General features: G+C 69.5%; 23 protein-coding genes. 13 read left to right on the top strand and 10 right to left on the bottom strand.

The window, feature by feature from the left end; translation table 11 throughout:
• From L978_RS03575 to L978_RS03560, 4 genes are all read left to right on the top strand, one after another.
• A partial coding sequence (locus L978_RS03575) for an aldehyde dehydrogenase family protein (protein WP_047520383.1) occupies nucleotides 1-1,878 on the top strand: 1,878 nt, incomplete at its 5' end.
• Between the two features lie 204 nt (nucleotides 1,879-2,082).
• A complete protein-coding gene (locus tag L978_RS03570; protein WP_047520337.1) occupies nucleotides 2,083-2,517 on the top strand; it encodes a hypothetical protein in 435 nt (144 codons plus the stop codon).
• Complete coding sequence (locus L978_RS03565; protein ID WP_047520335.1) at nucleotides 2,517-2,747, top strand: helix-turn-helix transcriptional regulator; 231 nt, start codon at nucleotides 2,517-2,519, stop codon at nucleotides 2,745-2,747. The genes L978_RS03570 and L978_RS03565 overlap by 1 nt, the downstream gene beginning before the upstream one ends.
• Nucleotides 2,744-3,742 (top strand): NAD(P)-dependent alcohol dehydrogenase, encoded by a 999-nt coding sequence (locus L978_RS03560; protein ID WP_047520333.1) that lies wholly within the window; start codon nucleotides 2,744-2,746, stop codon nucleotides 3,740-3,742. The genes L978_RS03565 and L978_RS03560 overlap by 4 nt, the downstream gene beginning before the upstream one ends.
• Nucleotides 3,743-3,799: 57 nt before the next feature.
• On the opposite strand, the gene L978_RS03555 is transcribed toward L978_RS03560, so the two are convergent.
• Entirely contained in the window at nucleotides 3,800-4,240 is a 441-nt protein-coding gene (locus tag L978_RS03555; RefSeq protein ID WP_052193298.1) for an SHOCT domain-containing protein, read from the bottom strand.
• Between the two features lie 262 nt (nucleotides 4,241-4,502).
• Here L978_RS03555 and ddaH point away from each other — a divergent pair, with 262 nt between their 5' ends.
• Both ddaH and rocD read left to right on the top strand, forming a co-directional pair.
• Nucleotides 4,503-5,381 carry a dimethylargininase gene (gene ddaH, locus L978_RS03550; RefSeq protein ID WP_047520331.1) on the top strand — a complete coding sequence of 293 codons (879 nt, stop codon included), beginning with the start codon at nucleotides 4,503-4,505 and terminating at the stop codon, nucleotides 5,379-5,381.
• On the top strand, nucleotides 5,378-6,580 hold the full coding sequence (gene rocD / locus L978_RS03545) for an ornithine--oxo-acid transaminase (protein WP_047520329.1): 1,203 nt from the start codon (nucleotides 5,378-5,380) through the stop codon (nucleotides 6,578-6,580). The genes ddaH and rocD overlap by 4 nt, the downstream gene beginning before the upstream one ends.
• Nucleotides 6,581-6,593: 13 nt before the next feature.
• Here rocD and L978_RS03540 read toward each other — a convergent pair whose 3' ends face one another.
• From L978_RS03540 to L978_RS03530, 3 genes are all read right to left on the bottom strand, one after another.
• Nucleotides 6,594-6,881, bottom strand: a complete 288-nt coding sequence (locus L978_RS03540; protein ID WP_047520327.1) for a hypothetical protein — start codon at nucleotides 6,879-6,881, stop codon at nucleotides 6,594-6,596.
• Nucleotides 6,882-6,943: 62 nt separating this feature from the next.
• Complete coding sequence (locus L978_RS03535) at nucleotides 6,944-8,278, bottom strand: MFS transporter (protein ID WP_052193302.1); 1,335 nt, start codon at nucleotides 8,276-8,278, stop codon at nucleotides 6,944-6,946.
• 5 nt (nucleotides 8,279-8,283) lie between these two features.
• Nucleotides 8,284-8,724, bottom strand: a complete 441-nt coding sequence (locus tag L978_RS03530; protein ID WP_047520323.1) for a MarR family winged helix-turn-helix transcriptional regulator — start codon at nucleotides 8,722-8,724, stop codon at nucleotides 8,284-8,286.
• A 64-nt stretch (nucleotides 8,725-8,788) separates the two neighbouring features.
• Here L978_RS03530 and L978_RS03525 point away from each other — a divergent pair, with 64 nt between their 5' ends.
• The 4 genes from L978_RS03525 (at nucleotide 8,789) to L978_RS03510 (ending at nucleotide 12,575) form a co-directional block, all read left to right on the top strand.
• Nucleotides 8,789-9,526, top strand: coding sequence for a copper homeostasis protein CutC (locus tag L978_RS03525; protein ID WP_047520321.1), 738 nt, complete (start codon nucleotides 8,789-8,791; stop codon nucleotides 9,524-9,526).
• 35 nt (nucleotides 9,527-9,561) lie between these two features.
• Nucleotides 9,562-10,413 carry an alpha/beta fold hydrolase gene (locus L978_RS03520; RefSeq protein ID WP_047520319.1) on the top strand — a complete coding sequence of 284 codons (852 nt, stop codon included), beginning with the start codon at nucleotides 9,562-9,564 and terminating at the stop codon, nucleotides 10,411-10,413.
• Between the two features lie 114 nt (nucleotides 10,414-10,527).
• Nucleotides 10,528-11,577, top strand: coding sequence for a lipoate--protein ligase family protein (locus tag L978_RS03515; RefSeq protein WP_047520318.1), 1,050 nt, complete (start codon nucleotides 10,528-10,530; stop codon nucleotides 11,575-11,577).
• Nucleotides 11,556-12,575 carry a DNA-methyltransferase gene (locus L978_RS03510; RefSeq protein WP_081996906.1) on the top strand — a complete coding sequence of 340 codons (1,020 nt, stop codon included), beginning with the start codon at nucleotides 11,556-11,558 and terminating at the stop codon, nucleotides 12,573-12,575. Before L978_RS03515 ends, L978_RS03510 begins: the two co-directional genes overlap by 22 nt.
• Here the strand turns inward: L978_RS03510 and L978_RS03505 are convergent.
• Nucleotides 12,561-13,130: a TetR/AcrR family transcriptional regulator gene (locus L978_RS03505; RefSeq protein ID WP_081996905.1), complete on the bottom strand. Its 570-nt coding sequence runs from the start codon at nucleotides 13,128-13,130 to the stop codon at nucleotides 12,561-12,563. The two genes, L978_RS03510 and L978_RS03505, sit on opposite strands and share 15 nt — an antisense overlap.
• A 148-nt stretch (nucleotides 13,131-13,278) precedes the next feature.
• Here L978_RS03505 and L978_RS03500 point away from each other — a divergent pair, with 148 nt between their 5' ends.
• The gene (locus L978_RS03500; RefSeq protein ID WP_047520316.1) at nucleotides 13,279-14,586 is read left to right on the top strand and encodes an MFS transporter; all 1,308 of its coding nucleotides are present in this window, start codon (nucleotides 13,279-13,281) and stop codon (nucleotides 14,584-14,586) included.
• Between the two features lie 29 nt (nucleotides 14,587-14,615).
• Nucleotides 14,616-16,118: a carboxylesterase/lipase family protein gene (locus L978_RS03495; protein WP_047520314.1), complete on the top strand. Its 1,503-nt coding sequence runs from the start codon at nucleotides 14,616-14,618 to the stop codon at nucleotides 16,116-16,118.
• Between the two features lie 22 nt (nucleotides 16,119-16,140).
• On the opposite strand, the gene L978_RS03490 is transcribed toward L978_RS03495, so the two are convergent.
• Genes L978_RS03490 through L978_RS03480 form a run of 3 tightly spaced genes read right to left on the bottom strand, consistent with a single transcriptional unit; the run spans nucleotide 16,141 to nucleotide 18,382 of the window.
• Nucleotides 16,141-16,488, bottom strand: a complete 348-nt coding sequence (locus L978_RS03490; RefSeq protein WP_047520312.1) for a cupin domain-containing protein — start codon at nucleotides 16,486-16,488, stop codon at nucleotides 16,141-16,143.
• Entirely contained in the window at nucleotides 16,485-17,888 is a 1,404-nt protein-coding gene (locus tag L978_RS03485; RefSeq protein WP_047520310.1) for an NAD(P)/FAD-dependent oxidoreductase, read from the bottom strand. Before L978_RS03485 ends, L978_RS03490 begins: the two co-directional genes overlap by 4 nt.
• A gap of 26 nt (nucleotides 17,889-17,914) precedes the next feature.
• The gene (locus L978_RS03480; RefSeq protein WP_047520308.1) at nucleotides 17,915-18,382 is read right to left on the bottom strand and encodes an Lrp/AsnC family transcriptional regulator; all 468 of its coding nucleotides are present in this window, start codon (nucleotides 18,380-18,382) and stop codon (nucleotides 17,915-17,917) included.
• Between the two features lie 99 nt (nucleotides 18,383-18,481).
• Between L978_RS03480 and L978_RS03475 the strand changes: the two genes are divergently transcribed.
• Nucleotides 18,482-19,933, top strand: a complete 1,452-nt coding sequence (locus L978_RS03475) for a gamma-aminobutyraldehyde dehydrogenase (RefSeq protein ID WP_047520306.1) — start codon at nucleotides 18,482-18,484, stop codon at nucleotides 19,931-19,933.
• 27 nt (nucleotides 19,934-19,960) lie between these two features.
• On the opposite strand, the gene L978_RS03470 is transcribed toward L978_RS03475, so the two are convergent.
• Together L978_RS03470 and L978_RS03465 are read right to left on the bottom strand one after the other, a co-directional pair.
• Nucleotides 19,961-20,485 (bottom strand): GNAT family N-acetyltransferase, encoded by a 525-nt coding sequence (locus L978_RS03470; RefSeq protein WP_047520305.1) that lies wholly within the window; start codon nucleotides 20,483-20,485, stop codon nucleotides 19,961-19,963.
• Between the two features lie 49 nt (nucleotides 20,486-20,534).
• Complete coding sequence (locus tag L978_RS03465; protein WP_231554960.1) at nucleotides 20,535-21,227, bottom strand: M23 family metallopeptidase; 693 nt, start codon at nucleotides 21,225-21,227, stop codon at nucleotides 20,535-20,537.
• Between the last annotated feature and the right edge of the window lie 262 nt (nucleotides 21,228-21,489).

Raw genomic sequence — 21,489 nt, 5'->3', positions numbered from 1 at the left:
GCCGAGGTGCTGCTCCGCGCGGCGGCGGCGCTCGAAGGGCGGCGGGCGGATCTCATCGAGGTCGCTGCCTCGGAGACCGGAAAGGTCTTCGCGGAGGCCGACGTGGAGGTGAGCGAGGCGGTCGACTTCGCCCGCTACTACGCCGCGAAGGCACGCGAGCTCGATGCGATCGCCGGGGCCGTCTTCGTGCCGTCATCCGTGACCGTGGTCACCCCGCCGTGGAACTTCCCCCTCGCGATCCCGGCGGGCGGGGTGCTCGCCGCGCTCGCCGCCGGTTCCGGCGTGGTCTTCAAGCCCGCCCCGCAGGCACGTCGTTGCGCCGCCGTCATCGCGGAGACGCTGTGGCAGGCCGGCATCCCTCGTGATCTGCTCGCGCTGGTCGACGTCGAAGAGGGCGATCTCGGTCGCGACCTCATCACGCACGAGGCGGTCGATCGCGTGATCCTCACGGGGGCGTGGGACACGGCGGCGCTGTTCCGCTCCTGGCGTCCGGACCTCCCGCTGCTCGCGGAGACCAGTGGCAAGAACGCGATGATCATCACCCCGTCCGCCGACCTCGATCTCGCGGTCGCCGATCTCGTCAAGAGTGCCTTCGGCCACGCCGGTCAGAAGTGCTCCGCCGCCTCGCTGGCGATCCTGGTGGGCCCGGTCGGCCGGTCCCCGCGGTTCGCGCGCCAGCTCGCGGATGCCGTGCGCTCGCTGCACATCGGTCCGCCGACCGATCCGCTGGCCGAGGTCGGGCCGGTGATCGAGCGACCCCACGGCAAGCTCGCCTGGGCGCTGAGCGAGCTCGAGGGGGAGGAGCAGTGGCTGATCGAGCCTGCGCTCGCGGAGGGCGACGATGGCAGCGGACGACTGTGGCGACCCGGTATCCGCGTCGGAGTGCAGCCGGGGTCCCGCTTCCATACGGAGGAGTTCTTCGGCCCGGTGCTGGGGGTCATGCATGCTCCCACCCTCGCGAAGGCCATCGAGATGCAGAATGCCGTCGCCTACGGCCTCACCGCGGGGCTGTACACGCAGGACCCGGACGATCTCGCCCTGTGGCTCGATCGGGTCGAGGCCGGGAACCTGTACGTGAACCGCGGCATCACGGGCGCGATCGTGCAACGGCAGCCGTTCGGTGGGTGGAAACGGTCTTCGGTCGGTCCCGGCGCGAAAGCGGGCGGGCCGAACTACCTGATCGGACTGGGGTCGTGGCGCTCGCAGGCGGGCGGCCCGGCGTCCAGCACGCTGCACCTGCGCGGACTCGACTCCCGCATCACGGCTCTGATCGAGTCGGCGCAGTCCTCGCTCGCCTACGAGTCGTTCGAGTGGCTGCGTCGATCGGCGCTGTCCGATGCGCTGGCCTGGGACCGCGAGTTCGGGCAGGTGCGCGACGTGTCGCACCTCGATGTCGAGCGGAACCTGTTCCGCTACCGTCCGGTGCCGGTCGAGGTCCGCGCGACGGCGGATGCGGGACTGCAGGAGCTGCTGCGCGTCGTCATCGCCGGTGTGCGCGCCGGAGCGGCGTTCGTCCTCTCGACTCCGGTCGGGCTGCCCGCCGATGTGCGTCGCGCGCTCGGCGATCTCGACGCCCCCGTGTTCTTGGAGAGCGACGACGAGTGGCTGCAGCGCCTGCAGCGGCAGGACGCTGGTCCCGAGGGCCTCGCGCTTCCGGTGGCCGACCGCGTGCGGCTGGTCGGCGGTCGTGAGGGGGTGGCCGCGCTGCGCGCGAAGCTCGCCACGGCCTCCGCCGGCGATCCCGACCTCGCGGTGTACGACGGCGAGGTGACGGGCGCGGCCCGCATCGAGCTGCTGCCGTTCGTGCACGAGCAGTCGATCTCGATCACCGCACACCGCTACGGCAACCTCGACCCGTGGAGCAGCGACGTGATCTGACGCTTCTCACGCGTGTTCCCGTCCGTCCCTCCGCTCCCGTCGCGTCCCTCCGCTCCCGTCGCGATATGGCACCAGATTCCCTCGAATAGGGCGCCATATCGCGACCGGAACGGGGGAGAACGCTCCGAATGTAAAGAATTCTTGACTCCTACGCCTCTCGGACGTACGCTGAGTGTGTCAAGAATCTTTTACATCGGAGGCGTCATGGTCTACGAAGAACGCAACGCCTGGTCGGGGCTCATCGTCAGCCCGATCGTGATGGTCGTGTACGTCGTGCTGGTGCTTCAGCAGGCCGGGGGAGGACCGCTCACCGACGTCGACTGGTTCCCGCTCATGCTGTGGGTGATCGGTGGCGGCATCGTCGCGACCATCGTCCTCAGCATCGTCTGGGGGATCATCGCCGGGATGACGGATCCGGACGGGGTGGGTCGCTCGGACATCCGCGACCGCGACATCAGCCGCATGGGCGGACGGGTCGAGCAGGCCTTCGTCGTGGTCGCGGGACTCGGAGTCATCGCGCTGTGCGCCGTCGGAGCCGATGTCTTCTGGATCGCGAACACCATGTTCGCGGGTTTCGCGGTGTCGGCGCTCGTCGGCGGCATCGCGCGGGTGATCGCCTACCGGCGAGGACTCGTCTGATGGTCAAGCCCACCCGCGTCTCGAACACCATCCGTGTGCACCGCGAACAGGCAGGACTCACCCAGGCCGAACTCGCACGCACGGTCGGTGTGACGCGCCAGACGCTCATCGCGATCGAGCAGCAGAAGTACTCGCCGACGCTCGAGCTCGCCTTCCAGATCGCCCGCGCGTTCGGTGTGGGCCTCGACGACATCTTCGAGTATCCCGACACGTCAGGAGCATCCGCATGAACCGGTCGATGCAGGCATGGTCCCGGGAGACCTACGGGCCGGCCGACGGCGTGACGCTGCAGAGCATCCCCGTCCCGACGCCCGGTCGGGGGGAGGTGCTGCTGCGGGTGCGCGCCACAGCCCTGAACGCGGGCGATGTGCGTCTCCTCCTCGGTGATCCGCTGCTCGTCCGGCCGGTGTACGGCCTGACCCGTCCGAAGCATCCGGTGCGCGGTATGGAGGTCGCCGGCACCGTGGTCGCACTCGGGCCCGACGTCGTGGGCGCGGAGCTGGGGGAGGACGTCGTCGGAGAGCTCGTCGGCGGCGGAGGCCTCGGCGAATACGTGAGCGTCCCGGCCTCACGGCTCGTGCCGATCCCGCCCGACATCGCGCCCGAGTCCGCCGCGTGCCTTCCGGTGGCCGGGGGGACTGCGTGGCAGGCGCTCGACCTCGCCGGGGTGGGGCTCGCGCATGCCGGGACGCCGCGCGTCCTCATCATCGGCGCCTCGGGTGGTGTCGGTACCTTCGCCGTGCAGCTCGCGGCGCTCCGTGGGGCCGAGGTCTGGGCGACCTGCCGTGCCCGCAACGCACCGCTGGTCGAGCGGCTGGGCGCCGTCCGCACCTTCGATCACCGGGAGTCTCCGCTGGCCGACCTCCCCACAGGACGGTTCGACGCGATCGTCGACATCGCCGGGGGGATGCCGCTGCGGGAGCTGAAGCGCCTCGTCGCTCCCGGCGGCACCGTGGTGCTGGTCACGGGAGACGGCGGACACGTGCTCGGCCCGATCCCCCGGATGCTGCGCGCCGTGTTCCTGTCGATCGGCTCGCGGAGCATCCGCCCCCTCGCCGCGGCACCGCGTCCCGAAGTGCTCGCGAAGCTGCTCGAACTCGTGGCCGACGGTCGTGTGGTGCCCGTCGTCGAGCGAGAGTACCCCTTCTCGGAGGCATCCGCCGCCCTGTCCCGCATCGAGGCCGGACATACGGTTGGCAAGCTGGTCGTCAGCGGCACGGCCTGAGACGGCGAACGGGTCCGTCGTCCCGCAGGGCGACGGACCCGTCGGTGTGCTCGGGGGTCAGCCCAGGGCCTTGGCCTTCAGCGCGTCGTACTCGGCCTGATTGATCGTGCCGGCGTCGAGAAGCGCCCGTGCCTTGGCGATCTCGTCGGAGGGGCTCGCCGCCGCACCGGCGCCCGCGACCGACTTGATGTACTCGGACTGCGCCTCCTGCAGATGCTTTGCCTGCGCCTGGCTGCGCTCACCCATGCCGCGGCCCCGGGCAATAAGGTATACCAGTGCCGTGATGATCGGGAAGAACAGCAGGAAGATGATCCACACCGCCTTCCACCAGCCGTTGAGCTTGTGGTCGCGGAAGAGATCGCCGATGATCGCGAAGAGTACGAACAGGTAGCTGATGAAGACGAAGACCGCCAGGAACCACCAGATGATGTCCCAGAACGAACCCCAGAAGCCCTGGTATTCGTAGCTGATCGGCGTGATCGTTTCGAGAAGTCGCATGGGAGGTCCTTTCAGCGCGACGAAGAGAGAAGCAGCTCACGGTATCGCTGTGTCGATGCTCTGCGCCAGGATTCCGCTGCAATGAGTCCGGACGAACGCTCGGCGCTGTGCTCTGGCGGCATACAGGCGGCGGGTGACACAATGGACCCCGGCGTGCCCGAGTCGCATCTTCCCCGACGCCCGCTCTGAACGAGCGAAGGGTCGAAGGACCGCCGGGCCCCTGGACAGCGTCCGCCGCGCCCGTCCTCCGAGGAGAGCACCCATGTCGACGCCTGAAGCCGCCGTCTCCCCCGCCCCCGCCCGCACCGCGCACCACCGCCGCTACCTGATGTGCAAGCCGGAGCACTTCACGGTCAACTACTCGATCAACCCGTGGATGGAGCCGACCAGGCCGACCGACACCGCCAACGCGGTCGCGCAGTGGCAGAAGCTCCACGATCTGTACATCGAGCTGGGCCACGAGGTCGAGCTCATCGATCCGCTCCCCGGATACCCCGACATGGTCTACACGGCCAACGGCGGGTTCCTCATCGACGGTCGCGCCTACGTGCCCGAGTTCCGCTTCGTCGAGCGTCAGGGCGAGTCCCCGGCCTTCGCCGACTGGTTCCGTGCCGCGGGCTTCGACACCGTGATGCCGAAGGAGGTCAACGAGGGTGAGGGTGACTTCCTCCTCGTCGGCGACGTGATCCTGGCCGGCACCGGCTTCCGGTCGACGGGAGACAGCCACCGTGAGGTCGGCGAGGTCTTCGGCCGCGAGGTCGTCTCGCTCACCCTGGTCGACCCGCGCTTCTACCACCTCGACACCGCCATCGCCGTGCTCGATCCGGTGCAGGGCACGGAGAACGGCGGCCCCGAGCGCGCGAACATCGCGTACCTCCCCGGTGCCTTCGACGACGCCAGCCGCGCGATCCTCGAAGAGCGATTCCCCGACGCGATCCTCGTCTCGGATGAGGACGGTTCGGTGTTCGGCCTCAACTCGGCGAGCGACGGCTACAACGTGGTCATCTCGCCGCGTGCGAAGGGCTTCGAGAAGCAGCTGCGTGAGCGCGGATACAACCCGATCCTGATCGACCTCTCCGAGCTTCTCCTCGGCGGTGGCGGGATCAAGTGCTGCACGCTCGAACTGCGGGGTGCGAAGTGACCGCCCTCGACGAGACCACCACCGCGGGCACCGAGCCGCACGTCGCGCACAACTATCACCCGCTGCCGGTGAACATCGCCCGCGCCGAGGGTGCCTGGGTGACGGATGTGGAGGGCAAGCGCTACCTCGACCTGCTCGCTGCGTACTCCGCCGTGAACTTCGGCCACCGGCATCCGGCCCTCGTCGCGGCGCTCACCGAACAGCTCGGACGCGTCACGCTCGTCAGCCGCGCGTTCCAGAGCGACCGGCTCGAACCGTTCGCCGCGGCACTCGCCGAACTCGCGGGCAAAGACCTCGTGCTGCCGATGAACACCGGGGCCGAGGCCGTGGAGACCGGCATCAAGGTCGCCCGGGCCTGGGGATACCGCGTCAAGGGCATCGCCGAGGGCAAGGCGCGCATCATCGTCGCGGCAGGGAACTTCCACGGTCGCACGACCACCATCGTCAGCTTCAGCGACGACGAGACGGCTCGCGACGACTTCGGTCCGTACACGCCCGGTTTCGACGTCGTGCCCTACGGGGACGCGGACGCGATCGCCGCGGCCATCACCGACGAGACGGCGGCCGTGCTCGTGGAGCCGATCCAGGGCGAGGCGGGTGTCGTGATCCCGCCGGAGGGCTACCTGCGCCGCATCCGTGAGATCTGCGACGAGAAGAACGTGCTGTTCATCGCCGACGAGATCCAGGCGGGCCTGGGACGGGTGGGGGAGACCTTCGCGTGCGACCGGGAAGGCGTCGTCCCCGACCTGTACCTGCTCGGCAAGGCCCTCGGCGGCGGCCTCCTCCCGGTCTCGGCCGTGGTCGGCGACGCCGACGTGCTCGGCGTGATCCGTCCCGGCGAGCACGGCTCGACTTTCGGCGGTAATCCGCTCGCCGCGGCCGTGGGTCTGCGCGTGGTCGAGATGCTGCAGACCGGCGAGTTCCAGGAGCGGGCGCGCGCACTCGGCGCTCACCTCGACCAGGCCCTCCAGCCGCTGATCGGCCACGGCGTGACGGCCGTGCGCATCGCCGGTCTCTGGGCAGGAGTCGACATCGACCCGGCGAAGGGTACCGGCCGCGAGATCGCCGAGAGGCTGCTCGAGCGGGGTGTGCTCGTCAAGGACACGCACGGGCAGACCATCCGCATCGCGCCGCCGCTCGTGATCCGCGCGACCGAGCTCGACTGGGCGGTGGAACAGCTCAAGCTCGTGCTGGCCTGACCCGCTGCCGCGCTCAGGCGGGCGGGGAGTCCGGGTCGAGCGTCTTCAGCGAGTCCTCCTCGGCCTCGTTGTCCGCGTCGAGCTGCTCCTCGGTGTTCTCGTCACCGCCGAGGGCCGAGCGATGGCCCTGACCCGCGTCGCCTTGGATGGCGCCACCGGTCGACTCGCCCCGGGAGCTGTCGCCCTGGATCGCTCCGCCGGTGCCGTCGCCCTGGCCCGAGTCCTCGTCCGGGACGGCGGTTTCCGGTGCGCCCTCTGCCGGGTCCGTCGAGTGGGGGGTGCGTTCCGTGTTCTCATCCATGCGACGACGATACGTACGGCCGGGGCAGCCGTGGAGGGCGTTGACAAACCCGGCGCGGAGGGTCAGCGATCGTCGTCGCGGTTCTTCGGGCTGCGGATCGGCGTGGTCACGGCGGCTTCGTCGCTGAACTCGATCGGGTCCACCTCGACGACCCGCAGCGGACGGGTCTCGTCGAGGGTGAGCAGGAATCGACGGTTCTCGGCGCGACGCAGGCGCCCCGAGGTCGCGACCCAGATGACGCCGATCGCGCACGCGACGAATCCGGCTGTGCCACCGAGCATGATGGCCGCGCGCGGTCCGAAGACGTCGGCGACCCACCCGGCGATCGGCGCGCCCACGGGGGTCGATCCCATGATCACGGCCATGTAGAGGGCGAGCACGCGTCCGCGCAGGGTCGGTTCGGTCGTGATCTGCACGTACCCGTTGGCGGTCGTCAGCAGGGTCACGATCATGAACCCGGTGAACGTCAAGGTGACGGCATAGGACGCGTAGGTCGGCATCGCGGAGGAGACGAACGCGGCGATGCCGAACCCTCCGGCCGCGAGGATGACGACCCGCACCCTGGCCCTGTCGCGGCGCGCCGCCAGCAGCGCGCCGATGAGGGAGCCGATCGCGAGAACGGAACTGAGGACGCCGTAGCCGTCGGCCCCGGCACCGAACTCGAGCGCCATGGTCGAGGCGAAGATCGGGAAGTTCATGCCGAACGCGCCGATCAGGAACACCGTGACGAACACCACGCGCAGATCGCTGCGGCCCCATACGTATCGGAAGCCGTCGGCGAGGCCGCCGCGACTGCGGCTCTTGAGGCGGGGTGCGAGGAGGCCCGTGCGCAGCATCGACAGGGCGAGGATCATCGCGAGGAAGGTCGCGGCGTTCACGATGAAGACCCAGCCGGAACCGATCGCGACGATCAGCAGACCGCCGACCGCCGGGCCGATCATCCGCGCCAGGTTGAACGACGCCGAGTTCAGGGCGACCGCGTTGGAGGTGTCGCCGGTCGAGACCATGTCGGAGACGAAGGCCTGTCGAGCGGGAGCGTCGAAGGCGTTCACGATGCCGAATCCGAGGGCGAAGCCGAACATCATCGGCAGCGTCATCAGGCCGTTCAGCAGCAGCACGCCGACCGCGACGGCCAGGGCGAGCAGCGCCGACTGCGTGGCGAACAGGATGTGTCGTCGGTCGAACCGGTCGGCCACCCAGCCGGTGAGGCTCACCAGCACGAGCGGCGGCCCGAACTGCAGGGCCATCGTGACGCCCATCGCGGTCGCGTCGTTGTCGGTCAGCTCGGTCAGCACGACCCAGTCCTGGGCTGTCGCCTGCATCCAGCCGCCGACGTTGGAGACCAGGGCTCCGGCGAACCAGATCCGGTAGTTGATGTTCGCGAAGGAACGGAACATCGCGCTCATCGCTCCACCACCCGTCGCATCAACGCGCTCGCTTCGCGCAGCGTGGTGAGTTCGTCCTCGGTGTAGTCCACCTCGCGCAGCATGTCGGCCAGCAGCTCGTCGCGCCGCCGGATGGTCTCGGCGACGATCTCGATGCCCGCGTCGGTGATGTCGACCTGCACGCGTCGACGGTCGTCTTCGTCGGGGGTGCGCACGACGAAGCCCTGTTCCTCGAGGCCGTTGATCGTGCTGGTCATCGAGGGCGCCGTCACCCGCTCGCGCTCGGCGAGGGTCGAGATCGTGCGGCGACCGTTCATGCGCAGGTCGGCGAGCACCGCGAGCTGCGCGTCGCTCATCGAGTCCGCGGCCCGTGCGCACCGGAGGCGCCGAGCCAGGCGGAAGGTGGCCATACGCAGGTCTGTGGCGGTGAGGTGGAGGGATTCATCGGACGCAGACATTACTTAGATAGCCTATCTAATTTTCTGGCTCTCGGGTGCGGCCGAGGCCGGGCACAATGGAGGGGTGACCCGAACGATCGCTCTCGAAATCGCCGTGCAGGACCCCGCAGGAGTGCGCATCGCCGCAGAAGTCGGCGCCGACCGCGTCGAACTCGCGACGGCCCTCGCCCTCGGTGGGCTGACCCCGTCGCCCGCGACCGTCGAGCTGTCGGTCGAGGCGGCCGGACAGGCCGGCCCCGAGGTGCACGTGCTGATCCGGCCACGCGCCGGCGGTTTCCACTACTCCGAGGATGAGCTCGCCGTCTCCGAGCGCGACGTCCGCCACGCGATCAGTGCCGGTGCGAGCGGGGTGGTCATCGGCGCGCTCGACGCCGAGGGACGCCTCGACCTGTTCGCCATGGCACGGCTTCGTGACGCGGCCGGGGGAGCCCCCGTCACGCTGCACCGTGCCATCGACATGACCGCGGACCCGGTCGCGACGCTGCGCAGCGCCCGCGAGCTCGGTCTGCGCCGAGTGCTCACCTCGGGCGGCGCGTCCGCCGCGATCGACGGCATCGACACCCTGCGTGCTCTCGTCGCCGCAGCCGAGGGGGAGATCGAGGTCATGGCAGGCAGCGGGGTCGACGTCGACAGCGCCCCCGTGCTCGCGGCCGCCGGCGTCGACGCGCTCCACTTCTCCGCCAAGCGGGCCGTGCTCGAAGACGGCGGCGTGCGGATGGGATCGGCCTCCGATGGGGTCGGCGGCTACGAGGTGACCGACCGCGACACCGCGTTCGCGATCCGGGATGCGCTCGCGCGGTAGCCGCTCCTCCGCGCTCTCGATAGGCTCGCACCGTGATGGATACCCGCGAGTTCACCGATGCCTATGGCGTCGACATCGTCTATGACGTCCATCCTGCGGACGGGACGCCCCGCGGAGTCGTGCAGCTTCTGCACGGCGTCGGGGAGCACGCCGGGAGATACGGCGCCCTGATCGGGGCTCTCACCGCCGCCGGCTTCCACGTGTACGCCGATGACCACCGGGGCCACGGCCGCACCGGCATCCGTCAGCACGGCGGCCCCGAGAAGCTCGGACGCCTGGGCAAGGGCGGGTTGCGCGCGGCCGAGGAGGCCGTCTGGCAGCTGACGGGCATCATCCGTGCGGAGAACCCCGATCTGCCGCTCGTGCTGCTCGGGCATTCCTGGGGCTCGTTCCTGGCGCAGATGCTCGTCAACGACCATCCCGAAGCCTGGGACGCCGTCATCCTCTCGGGGTCCGCACTGCGGATGCCGGGGTCGCTCAACGCGGCGCCCCTGAACGCCCGGTGGGCCGGCGAGGGGGCCACCGGCCTCGAATGGCTCAGCCGTGACCCGGCCGTGTGGGCCGCTTTCGACGAGGATCCGCTGACCACCGACGTCCCGCTCCTCAAGCTCTTCGGTCCGATCGAGGCGGCGAAGCTCTACGGTCGGCCCGCGAAAGACCTCGGCCACGACATCCCGATGCTGCTGCTGGTCGGGCGCGACGACCCGGTGGGCGGTCCCCGCAGCGTGCACAAGCTCGCCGACGAGTACCGCAACCGGTCCGGACTCACCGACGTCACGACGCTGGTCTATCCGGACGCGCGCCACGAGATCTTCGCGGAACTGCAGCAGGACGAGGTGCGTGCCGACGTGCTCTCCTGGCTCGACAAGCACATCCCGGCGCGCTGACGGCTTCTTCCCCGGCGGTGCGGGATCGAAAACGCGCCTGAGGGGCCGGTGCGAGGCGCGAAATCCATCCCGCACGGGCCCCGCGGGCGGAGTTCCGCGCCTTAAGCTGGAACCGTGCACGGTGAATACAAGGTTCCAGGCGGAAAGCTCGTCGTCGTCGACCTCGAGATCGAGGACGACCGGATCGCTCGCTTCCGCCTCGCCGGCGACTTCTTCCTCGAGCCGGACTCGGCGCTGGACGACATCGACGCCGCCGTCAACGGGATGCCCGCCGAGTCGGATGCCTCGGCGATCGCCGCCGCCGTCCGCGGAGCCCTGCCCGACGGTGCGCAACTGCTCGGATTCACCCCCGAGGCCGTCGGTACCGCGGTGCGCCGCGCGCTCGTGACCGCTCCGGGATGGCGTGACTTCGACTGGGAGATCGTGCACGACGCGGCCGTGTCGCCCCGGATGAACCTGGCGCTCGACGAGGTTCTGACCTCACGCGTCGGCGAGGGACGACGTCGTCCGACTCTGCGCATCTGGGAATGGGACGAATCGGCCGTCGTGATCGGGTCGTTCCAGTCCTACCGGAATGAGGTCGACCCGGAAGGGGCTGCGAAGCACGGGTTCGACGTCGTCCGCCGCATCTCCGGCGGCGGGGCGATGCTCATGGCCGCCGGGCAGATCATCACCTACTCGCTCTACGTGCCGGCGTCCCTCGTCGCGGGCATGACGTTCGCCGACTCCTATGCGTTCCTCGACGACTGGGTGCTGCAGGCCTTGCGGTCGCTGGGCATCGACGCGGTCTACCAGCCGCTCAACGACATCGCGAGCCCGACCGGCAAGATCGGGGGTGCCGCGCAGAAGCGACTCGCGAACGGGGGAGTGCTGCACCACGCCACCCTCTCCTACGACATCGACGGTCAGATGATGACCGAGGTCCTGCGTATCGGGCGCGAGAAGCTCAGCGACAAGGGCACCATGTCGGCGGCCAAGCGAGTCGATCCGCTGCGCACGCAGACCGGGCTCGAGCGTGCGGAGATCATCGAGCGCTTCAAGGACACCTTCCGCTCGCTGACCGACGCGGAGACCGGATCGGTGACAGCGGACGAGTATGCCGATGCCGAGGCCCTCGTCGCTTCGAAGTTCGCCACCGAGGCATGGCTGCATCGGGTGCCGTGACGGCTCCGGAGCCTGACCTCCCGACCCCGATCACCGGTGCGGTCACGATCATCGAGGGCGACAACCTCGTGGTCGCGGCCACTCTGCCGTCGGCGTCGTTCACGCTCGTGTACCTCGATCCGCCGTTCAACACCGGTCGCACGCAGGAGCGCCAGGTTGTGACCGCGCGACGCTCGTTCACAACTCCGCAGGAATCCGCGGCGGTCGCGGAGCCCGGTCCGGAATCCGGGGGTGCCGAGGGTGTGAGCAGTGCAGAACTGAGGAGTTCTGAACCGGGGCCCGCCGTGCCCGAGACCGAGGTGCGCCACGGATTCCACGGCCATGCCTACGAGCGGGTGCGCGGAATCCTCCGTGCCTACGACGACCGCTTCGACGACTACGGTGCCTTCCTCATGCCGCGGCTCGAGGAGGCGTGGCGACTGCTCGCCGACGACGGCACCCTCTACCTGCACCTCGACTACCGGGAGGCGCACTACGCGAAGGTGATGCTCGACGCGGTGTTCGGGCGCGACTGCTTCCTGAACGAGCTGATCTGGGCGTACGACTACGGCGCGAAGTCGCGCAGCCGTTGGCCGACCAAGCACGACACGATCCTGGTCTACGTCAAGAACCCTCGGGCGTACGTCTTCAACTCGGACGAGGTCGACCGCGAGCCGTACATGGCCCCCGGGCTCGTGACTCCCGAGAAGGCGGCTCGCGGCAAGCTCCCCACCGACGTGTGGTGGCACACGATCGTGCCGACGACCGGGCGCGAGAAGACCGGCTATCCGACGCAGAAGCCCGAAGGGATCCTCCGGCGGATCGTGACCGCCTCGAGCCGCCCGGGCGATCGGGTGCTCGATCTGTTCGCGGGCAGCGGGACGACCGGCGCGGTGGCATCGGCGCTCGGTCGCGATGCCGTGCTCGTCGATGACAACCCCGAGGCGATCGGGATCATGAGGGCGCGGATGCCGCACGCCGAGGTGACGCCCCTTGACGCGGGGTCACACCGGGCGTAGCAGCACGAGGAACTGCTCGATCTCGGCGGCCATGTCGAGGGAGGGGTCGAGCATCCACGCGGTCTGGAGCCCGTCGGCCAGGGCATGCAGCGAGCGGACGACCCAGGCCGGATCGAGGTCGGCTCGGAGGAGGCCGGCTTCCTGGTCGGCGGCGACCTGCGCGCGCGTGAAGGCTTCGATGCGGTCGGTGCGCTCACGGAAGTAGGCATGCGCGGGGTGCGCGGGGTCTCCGGCCTCCGCGGCCAGCTGCGCATACAGCTGGACGAGGCCCGGCACCGACGCGTTGTGGCGCATGATCGCGAGGAAAGCTGCGGAGGCGTCTTCGGCCGCGTGCTGCTGCTGGTCCCGGTCGTCGCGGGCGCGCAGGATCGCGACGAACAGCTCTTCCTTGGAGCCGAAGTAGTGCAGGAGTCCGGCGGGGCTGAGTCCCGCTGCATCCGCGATCTCGCGGACGGAAGCCTTCCGGTATCCGTGTTCGGCGACGACGGCGAGCGCCGCGTCGAGGATCTCCTCGCGCTTCGCCACGCCCTTGGCGTAGGCCCCTCGTGTCGACATGGCCCCAGGGTATCCGTCGTGTCCGGATCACGAAAACCAAACATCGTTCGTGAATGTCTTGCGGCAGGGGTGACCGATCTGCCAGCATGTCCGATGAATACCGAACATCGTTTGGTATTCATACACAACCGCTCAACGAGGAGCCGACATGTCCCTTCCCCCTCTCGACCCGGCCGCCGAACTCGCCCCGACCGGCGCGATCCGCTCAGCCCCGCCCGCAGCCGGAGAACCGGCGGCGAGCCCGCCCGCGAACCGGCGACTGCTGCCCAGCCTGCTGATCGCCTCGCTCACCCTGTTCGCCACCTACGGCGGTCTCATCGCGATCCTCCTGCCCAGCCAGGTGCTGATGATCGACGAGGCGAACAAGGTCGGCAACCTCGCCGTCGTCACCACGATCTCCTTCGTGTTCACGCTGTTCGCGCAGCCGATCGTCGGCGCCTTGAGCGACCGCACGCGCTCGCGCTTCGGGCGCCGCGTGCCGTGGATGGTGCTCGGTGCGATCGTCGGCGGTGTCTTCCTGTTCGGCATGGGGTCCCTGACGGACATCCTCTGGATCACGGTGTTCTGGGTGATCATCCAGGTGGCGCTGAACTTCTTCCAGGCGCCCCTCACCGCGATCACCGCCGATCGCTTCCCGCGCTCGAAGCGCGGCGGAGCGAGCGCGATGATCGGACTCGGCACGCAGGTCGGCATGACGGTCGGCGTCATGCTCGCCGGTGCCTTCGCCGCGCAGATCGGCGTCGGCTACGCGGTGTTCGGTGGAGCCGTGATCGTGGTGGCGCTGCTGTTCGCGTTCGTGAACCGGGACTGGTCCTCGCAGCACGCTTCGGTCGATCCGTTCCGCTGGAGTGCGTTCTTCAGGGGCTTCTGGATCGATCCACGCCGTCACCCGGACTTCGCGTGGGCGTTCACGGCTCGGTTCCTGCTGATCCTCGGCTACTTCGTCGTCAGCGCCTATCAGCTCTACATGCTCACCGACTACATCGGGCTGCCGCTCGCGGATGCGCAGGGCGCCGTCGTCACCCTGACCCTCGTGGCCTTCGTCCCGACGCTGATCGCGATCGGCCTGTCCGGATGGTGGAGCGACAAGGTCGGTCGTCGCAAGGTGTTCATCTACGTCGCCTCCGCGGTGATGGTGGTGGGCCTGGCGATGCCCGTGCTGCAGCCGAACATGACGGGGATGATCCTGATGAGCATCATCAACGGCATCGGGTTCGGTCTGTACATGTCGGTGGATGCCGCGCTGATGACCGAAGTGCTGCCGAACGAGGGGGTGTCGGCGGGCAAGGACCTCGGCATCCTCAACGTCGCGACCAACGTGCCGCAGGCGCTGAGCCCGGCGATCGGCGGAGTCATCATCACGTCCCTCGGGGGCTATGCGATGCTCTTCATCTTCGCGATCGTGTTCGTGATCCTCGCCGCCGTCGCGACCGCACCGATCAAGGGAGTGCGCTGATGACCAGGAATGACCGGGAGAATGCTGTGATGACCGATACCGAGTTCGACACGGCCGCCGATTTCGTCGAGGTGGACACCACGGCAGGACGGGTGCGTGGTCGCTGGCGCCCGACCACGGGAGGGCGGGGCAACCCGCGGACGGCGGCCTTCCTCGGCATCCCCTTCGCAGAGGCACCGACCGGCCCGTTGCGCTTCCAGGCTCCGGTGCCCAAGGCGCCGTGGGACGGCGTGCGGGACGCGCTCGAGTTCGCCGCCACCGCACAGCGCGGCGACCCGGGGGTGACGCTCATCCCCGAGCCGAGCATCGAGGGCGACTCCACGCTCAACGTGAACGTCTTCACCCCGAGCCCGGAGGCCACCGAGCAGGGGGCCGGTCTCCCGGTGCTGGTCTGGATCCACGGCGGCGGCTACTTCGCGGGCTCCCCGGCGAGCCCCTGGTACGACGGTCGGAACTTCAACCGCGACGGCGTGGTGACCGTGTCGCTCTCGTACCGTCTGGGATTCGACGGCTTCGGGTGGATCGAGGATGCGCCGTCGAACCGCGGTGTGCGCGACTGGCTGCTCGCCCTGGAGTGGGTGCAGCAGAACATCGCCCGCTTCGGCGGGGATCCGTCGCGGGTCACGATCGCCGGGCAGTCCGCCGGGGGTGGGGCCGTGCTGACCCTGCTCGGCATGGAGAAGGCGCAGCACCTGTTCCACGGCGTCTACGCGATCTCCGGAGCCCTCGCTGATGTGGCTCCGGCGCGCGCGGAGGAGTTCGGTCGGGGGCTCGCCGCGTCCGCCGGGGTGGAGCCGACCGTGGCCGGGTTCTCGTCCCTCGCCGAAGACCGCATCCTCGAACTGCAGAAGAAGGCCACCGAGCTCGGCCCCGATGCTCTCGGCAGCGTGGTGGAGGACGGCCTCCCGCTCGGCCCTGCCGTCGACGGCGATCTGCTCGTGCGTCCTACCCGGGAGTCGATCGCCGCGGGGGTCGGCGCGGACAAACCTCTCGTGCTCGGCGCGACCGATGACGAGTTCACCATGGTGTTCGCGGGGGCCGAGAAGAAGCTGCGCTGGGTGCCGCGGTCGCTTCTGTTGAACCGGCTCGGGCTGCCGAAGAGCGCGCGGAGGGCGTACCTGGCCGCCAACGCCGACATCACCGGACTCGGCAATGCCCGCGTGGGCGGTCGGCTGCTGACCGACCGCATGTTCCGCACGGCGCTGCTCAAGGTCGTGGCCGACCGCGGTGACGCGCCGACCTGGCTGTACCGGTTCTCCTGGCCGTCCGGACACTTCGGCTTCGCCGAGCACTGCCTCGACGTGCCGTTCTTCTTCGACTGCCTCGACGGTCCGGCCATGGAGCCGCTCGCCGGACCGAACCCTCCGCAGGAGCTGGCCGAAGAGGTGCACGGGGCCGCCGTCGCCTTCGTCACCACCGGCGACCCGGGCTGGCCGCGCCATCAGGGGGCCGCGGGCATCGCACGGGTCTACGACGTCCCCACGCGCGACGTCGCTGACGCCTATGCCTCCGTGCGACCGCTGCTCGGCTGACATCGGCCGACGCACCGGGGTGTCAGGCGACGTAGACCTTGCGCAGCGTCTCGGTGACGGTCCAGGTGGTGCGCATGCCTTCCGCGAGGCGCACCACCGAGCCGGGGCCGACCTCGAGATCGGGCAGCCCGGACGAGGCGAACGCGATCGTGGCACGGCCCGACAGCACGACGAAGACCTCGTTGGTCTCGGTGTCCGTGGCGGTGCCCGGCGTCATCTCCCAGATGCCCACTTCGACACCGCCGAGGGTCGCGAGCTCGTGCACGGCGGTGGTCGGAGCCCCGGCGATCACCTCGTCCGCGGGTAGGGGAGCATGCGCGAGGTCCAGGGCGATGGCATCCACTCCGCCGCCCGCAGCGAGGCTGCTCATGAGTCGAAGCCCATGCCGAGGGCGTCGAGCGTCTTGAGGAAGAGGTTGCGCTTGCCCTCGTTGTGGTCGGCTCGATCCATCGCCGCGCGCACCAGGTTGACGCCGATCGAGGCGGCGGGCTCGGGCGGGAACGGAATGGGCTTCTCCCGCACCATCCGCAGCTCGGTGCGCTCGGTCTCCTCGCCCGCGAGCTTGTCGAGCATCACGTCGGCGGCGAAGCGCGCCGCGCCCACACCGAGACCGGTGAAGCCGGTCGCATAGGCCACGCGTCCCTTGCGCGCGGTGCCGAAGAAAGCGCAGAACCGACTGGACGAGTCGATCGCACCCGCCCACCGGTGCGTGAAGCGCAGGCCCGCGAGCTGCGGGAACGTGGTGAAGAAGTGCGAGGCGAGCCGGCGGTGGCTCTCGATGCGGTCCTCGTACTCCGGGCGCACCTTGCCGCCGAAGTGGTAGATCGCGTCGTAGCCGCCGAACAGGATGCGGTTGTCGGCGGTGAGGCGGTAGTAGTGGAACTGGTTCGCGCTGTCGGCGAGACCCTGCCGGTTCGACCAGCCGATCGCGGCGAGCTGCTCCGTGGAGAGCGGCTCGGTCATCAGCACGTAGTCGTACACGGGCACGGTCATCAGGCGATTGCGCTTGAGGAGGGAAGGGAAGACGTTCGTGCCGAGCGCGACCGCATCGGCGACCACCCGGCCGTTCGGGGTGACGAGGGCGATGGGGCCGGACCCGTCGCCCTCGATCGCACGCACCAGGCTGTGCTCGTAGATCTCGACGCCGAGGTCGGCAGCCACACGTGCCAGCTCGACGCCGAGCTTCGCGGGGTGCACCATCGCACATCCTTCGCGGTCCCAGTCGCCGGCGAGGAACGTCTCCGAGTGCACCTCCGCCTGCACCGCCTCGCGGTCGAGGAATCCGGGTTCCTCGCGGAACCAGTCGACCTGGTGCGGTTCGACGGCGACGGCGAGCTGTCCGGTGCGCTCGAACTCGGCGTCCATGCCGTAGCGCGCGATCGTCTCCTCGATGCCGTCGAGGTTGGCGTGCCCCAGCTCTTCGAGCCGGTCGATCTCCTCCGGCCAGCGGTTCACACCGTTCTCGTGGCCGTGCGTCAGGCTCGACTCGCAGAAGCCCCCGTTGCGGCCGGACGCGGCCCACGCGATCCGCGACGCCTCCAGCAGGACGACGCGTCGTCCGGGGTCGCGTTCCTTGGCGCGCACGGCGGTCCACAGGCCGGCGTACCCACCGCCGACGATCGCGAGATCCGCGCGGACCGTCCCGTTCAGGGAGGGATGCGTCGGCCGATCGACGTCGTCGAGCCAGAACACGCGGAGAGCCGTCTCGCGCAGGGAGTCGTCGACGATTCCCTGCGGCGGACGTCGGCGTTCGAAGACGGTGGTGCCCATGTTCACTCCGATGTGAGGGGGGCGCGTCAGCGCGTTCCCCAGTTGTAGAGGTCTTTGTAGAGGCCCGCGTAGAGCAGGCTCTCGGTGTGCGCGATGCCGGGGATGGTCCGGATGCGGGTCGCGATCAGGTCGATCAGGTGCTCGTCGTCCTCACACACGGCTTCGACGAGGATGTCGAACGTCCCGAGCGTGACCACGACGTAAGCCAATTCCGGGATGGTCGTGAGTTCTTCGGCGATGGTGCGGGGGTCGCCCGACACGCGGATGCCGATCATCGACATGCGCCGGAAGCCGAGCTGCATCGGATCGGTGACCGCGACGATCTGGATGACACCCGCCTCGGTCATCCGCTGCACGCGCTGCCGTGCGGCGGCCTCGCTCAGACCGACCTCGCGTGCGATCTCCGCGTAGGGACGGCGGCCGTCCTCCTGCAACAGTTCGACGATGCGCTTGGAGATGTCATCCAGTGCGGGCTGGGCAGGCTTCGAGCTCATGTGTCGATATTGTCAGCTATGACGCTGATCTGCAACTGATTCAGTTGAATTATCGGTCTACATCTTCAGATTCCGCACCCGACGCGCTAGCATGACGCCATGCCCAGCACTCTTCTGAAGACCTCCGCTCCCTTGCAGAACTTCATCCGCGGACACTTCGTGCCCGCGAACGGCTCGGGGCGGATGCCGCTCATCGATCCTGCCACCGAGGAGATCTACGGGGAGTCGCCCGTCTCGGCCGCGGCCGACGTCGACGCCGCCTACGCCGCCGCGTCCGCGGCCTTCCCGCTCTGGCGCGACACGACGCCCGCCGACCGACAGCTCGCGCTGTTCCGGATCGCCGACGAGATGGAAGCCCGCGCGGAGGAGTTCGCCGACCTCGAATCGCAGGACACCGGCAAGCCGCGGGCGAGCCTCGTGGCGGACGAGATCATGCAGTCGGTCGATCAGCTGCGCTTCTTCGCCGGGGCCGCGCGGAGTCTCGAAGGACGAGCGGCAGCGGAGTACCTCGCCGGCCACACGTCGTTCGTCCGCCGCGAGCCCGTCGGTGTGATCGGGCAGGTGACGCCCTGGAACTACCCGCTGAACATGGCCGTGTGGAAGATCGCCCCTGCGCTCGCCGCCGGCAACACCGTCGTGCTGAAGCCCGCTGAGTCCACTCCGCTGACGACGTTGCTGCTGGCGGAGATCGTCGCCCGGCACACGCCGGCCGGCACGTTGAACGTCGTGCTGGGCGATCGCGACACGGGTGTCGCGCTGGTGGAGCACCCGACCCCGCAGATGGTCGCGATCACCGGCTCGGTGCGTGCGGGGATGGCGGTCGCGCGGTCGGCGGCGAGCGACGTCAAGCGCGTGCACCTCGAACTCGGCGGGAAGGCGCCCGCGATCGTGTTCGCGGATGCGTCCCTCGAGAAGGCCGTGGAGGGCATCATCACGGGCGCCTTCTTCAACGCCGGACAGGACTGCACGGCCGCGACCCGCGTGCTGGTGCATGAGTCACGGCATGACGAGCTCGTCGAGGCACTCGTCGCGCGGGCGCGCAGCCATGCGCGCACGGGCGGTCCGCGGGAGGACGGCGTCCTCTACGGCCCGTTGAGCAGCGCCGCACAGCTCGCGCAGGTGCAGGGCTTCATCGACCGCCTCCCCGCGCACGCGAAGATCGAGACCGGTGGTCGCCGTCAGGGCGAACAGGGCTACTTCTGGGAGGCCACGATCGTGTCGGGCGTGCGGCAGGACGATGAGGTGGTCCAGGGGGAGGTCTTCGGGCCGGTCCTCACGGTGCAGTCGTTCTCGGAGGAGAGCGAGGCGTTGGAGATGGCGAACGATGTGCCGTACGCGCTCGCGTCCTCGGTGTGGACGACGGATCACGCCCGCGCGATGCGCTTCTCGCGCGACCTCGACTTCGGCTGCGTGTGGATCAACACCCACATCCCGTTCGTGTCGGACATGCCGCACGGAGGGTTCAAGCACTCGGGCTACGGCAAGGACCTCTCCCAATACGGCTTCGACGACTACACCCGCATCAAGCACGTGATGAGCGCCCTCGACTGACGCCCACCCGCGCCGGAGGCCCTGCGATCAGGGTGCCAGCAGCTTCACGCGGCGGTGCTCGCAGAGGGTGAACCCGGGGCGCTCCTCGATCTTGATGGCGCCGTCTTCGATCCAGCCGTGGCGCGCGTAGAACGTGTCGGCACGCACGTTCCCGTCGAGCACCCACAGGTAGGCGCGCGCGTGTCCGGCGTCGGCCATGCGCTGTTCGGCGGCGTCGAGAAGCGCGTGTCCCGCGCCCGTCGACCAGGCATCGGGATCCGCGTAGATCCCGTACACCTCGGCGTAGGCCAAGCCGTCGGGGTCGCGGCCGGAGCCGAACGACGTCCACCCGAGGATGCGGTCGTCGCGTTCGGCGACCAGGAGCCCGAGAGTCGTGGGCAGCGGATCCGTGATGAGGCGACGCCAGCCCGTCGCGCGTTCGGCGATGGAGAGCCCGTCGAGCACGGACTGGTCGATGAGCCCGCGGTAGGCAGCCTGCCAGGACCGTACGTGCACGCGAGCCACCTCGTCGGCGTCGTCGACGCCCGCTTCCCGGACCACCAGCGGACTCATCCGTCCACCCTAGGGGAGGGGCGAGAGGCTCTCCGCGGCAGGGTGCGCCTCAGCTCACGTTCTTCTCGAGCCACGGCATGGGATCCACCGCGACCGTGTTGATGTGGACTTCGAAGTGCAGGCAGGAGCCGAACACGTACCCGGTCGATCCGACGTCGCCGATGTACTGCCCGGCGTCGACGCAGTCGCCGACCTCGACCGCGCGGGTGCCGTAGTTCAGGTGCGAGTAGACGGTGCTCACGGCCTGGCCATCGACGATGCTCTCGATCTGGATCGTCACTCCGTAGCCCTGATAGCTCTCGGTGGAGCGGGAGACGCAGCCCGTCATCGCGGCGTTGATCGGCGTGCCGACCCCCGCGGCGAAGTCCTGGCCGAGGTGCGACCGGCCGGGGCGGGAGGCGCCGAAGCCGTCGGTGAACGTGTAGGTGCCGTCGGCCATCGGCATCACGACGCGATCGGCGACGGGGATCTCCATGGCACTTCCGAGAGGCATGCCGGCGGCGATCGCGGCGGCGACGGCACGCGAACGCGTTTCCTTGATCTCCTCCGGCGTCGTCGCGGCGAAGTTCCCTCGAGGCGCGATCTCCGCGCGGATCTCGTCCGTCGAGGTGTACGACTGCGCGAAGTCGCTCGCGGCGGTCGTGACTTCGGCGGAGGCGGCGGCGACCGAAGTGATCTCCGGGTTGAACGCGGGCAGTGCTGCCCCGGTGATCATCGCGCCGACCGCGAGTGTGGCTCCCACCGCCTTGGCCTTCGCCCACGGGCGCGTCGCTCGGCGGGGACGGATCCGCGGGGTCGAGGCCTTCCGCCGACGGGTCCGCGTCGCGCTCGGGGGCTGCTCAGTCGGTTCCGGGGATGGCGTCGAGGGCTGCGTCGGTTCCGGGGATGGCGTCGGTTCCGGGGATGGCGTCGGGGGCTGCTCGCGGGCGGCGCGCGGGCGGGACTCGGTCGGCGATGCCGGAGGCGACGACGGGCGAGGGGCGTCCGTGTCCGGCGTGTTCGCG

Source organism: Microbacterium sp. ZOR0019 (assembly GCF_000800925.1).
GTDB classification, from domain to species: Bacteria; Actinomycetota; Actinomycetes; order Actinomycetales; family Microbacteriaceae; genus Microbacterium; species Microbacterium aurugineum.
The sequence above is the reverse complement of the archived record's forward strand: the minus strand, read 5'-3'. Positions and strand labels throughout refer to the sequence as shown.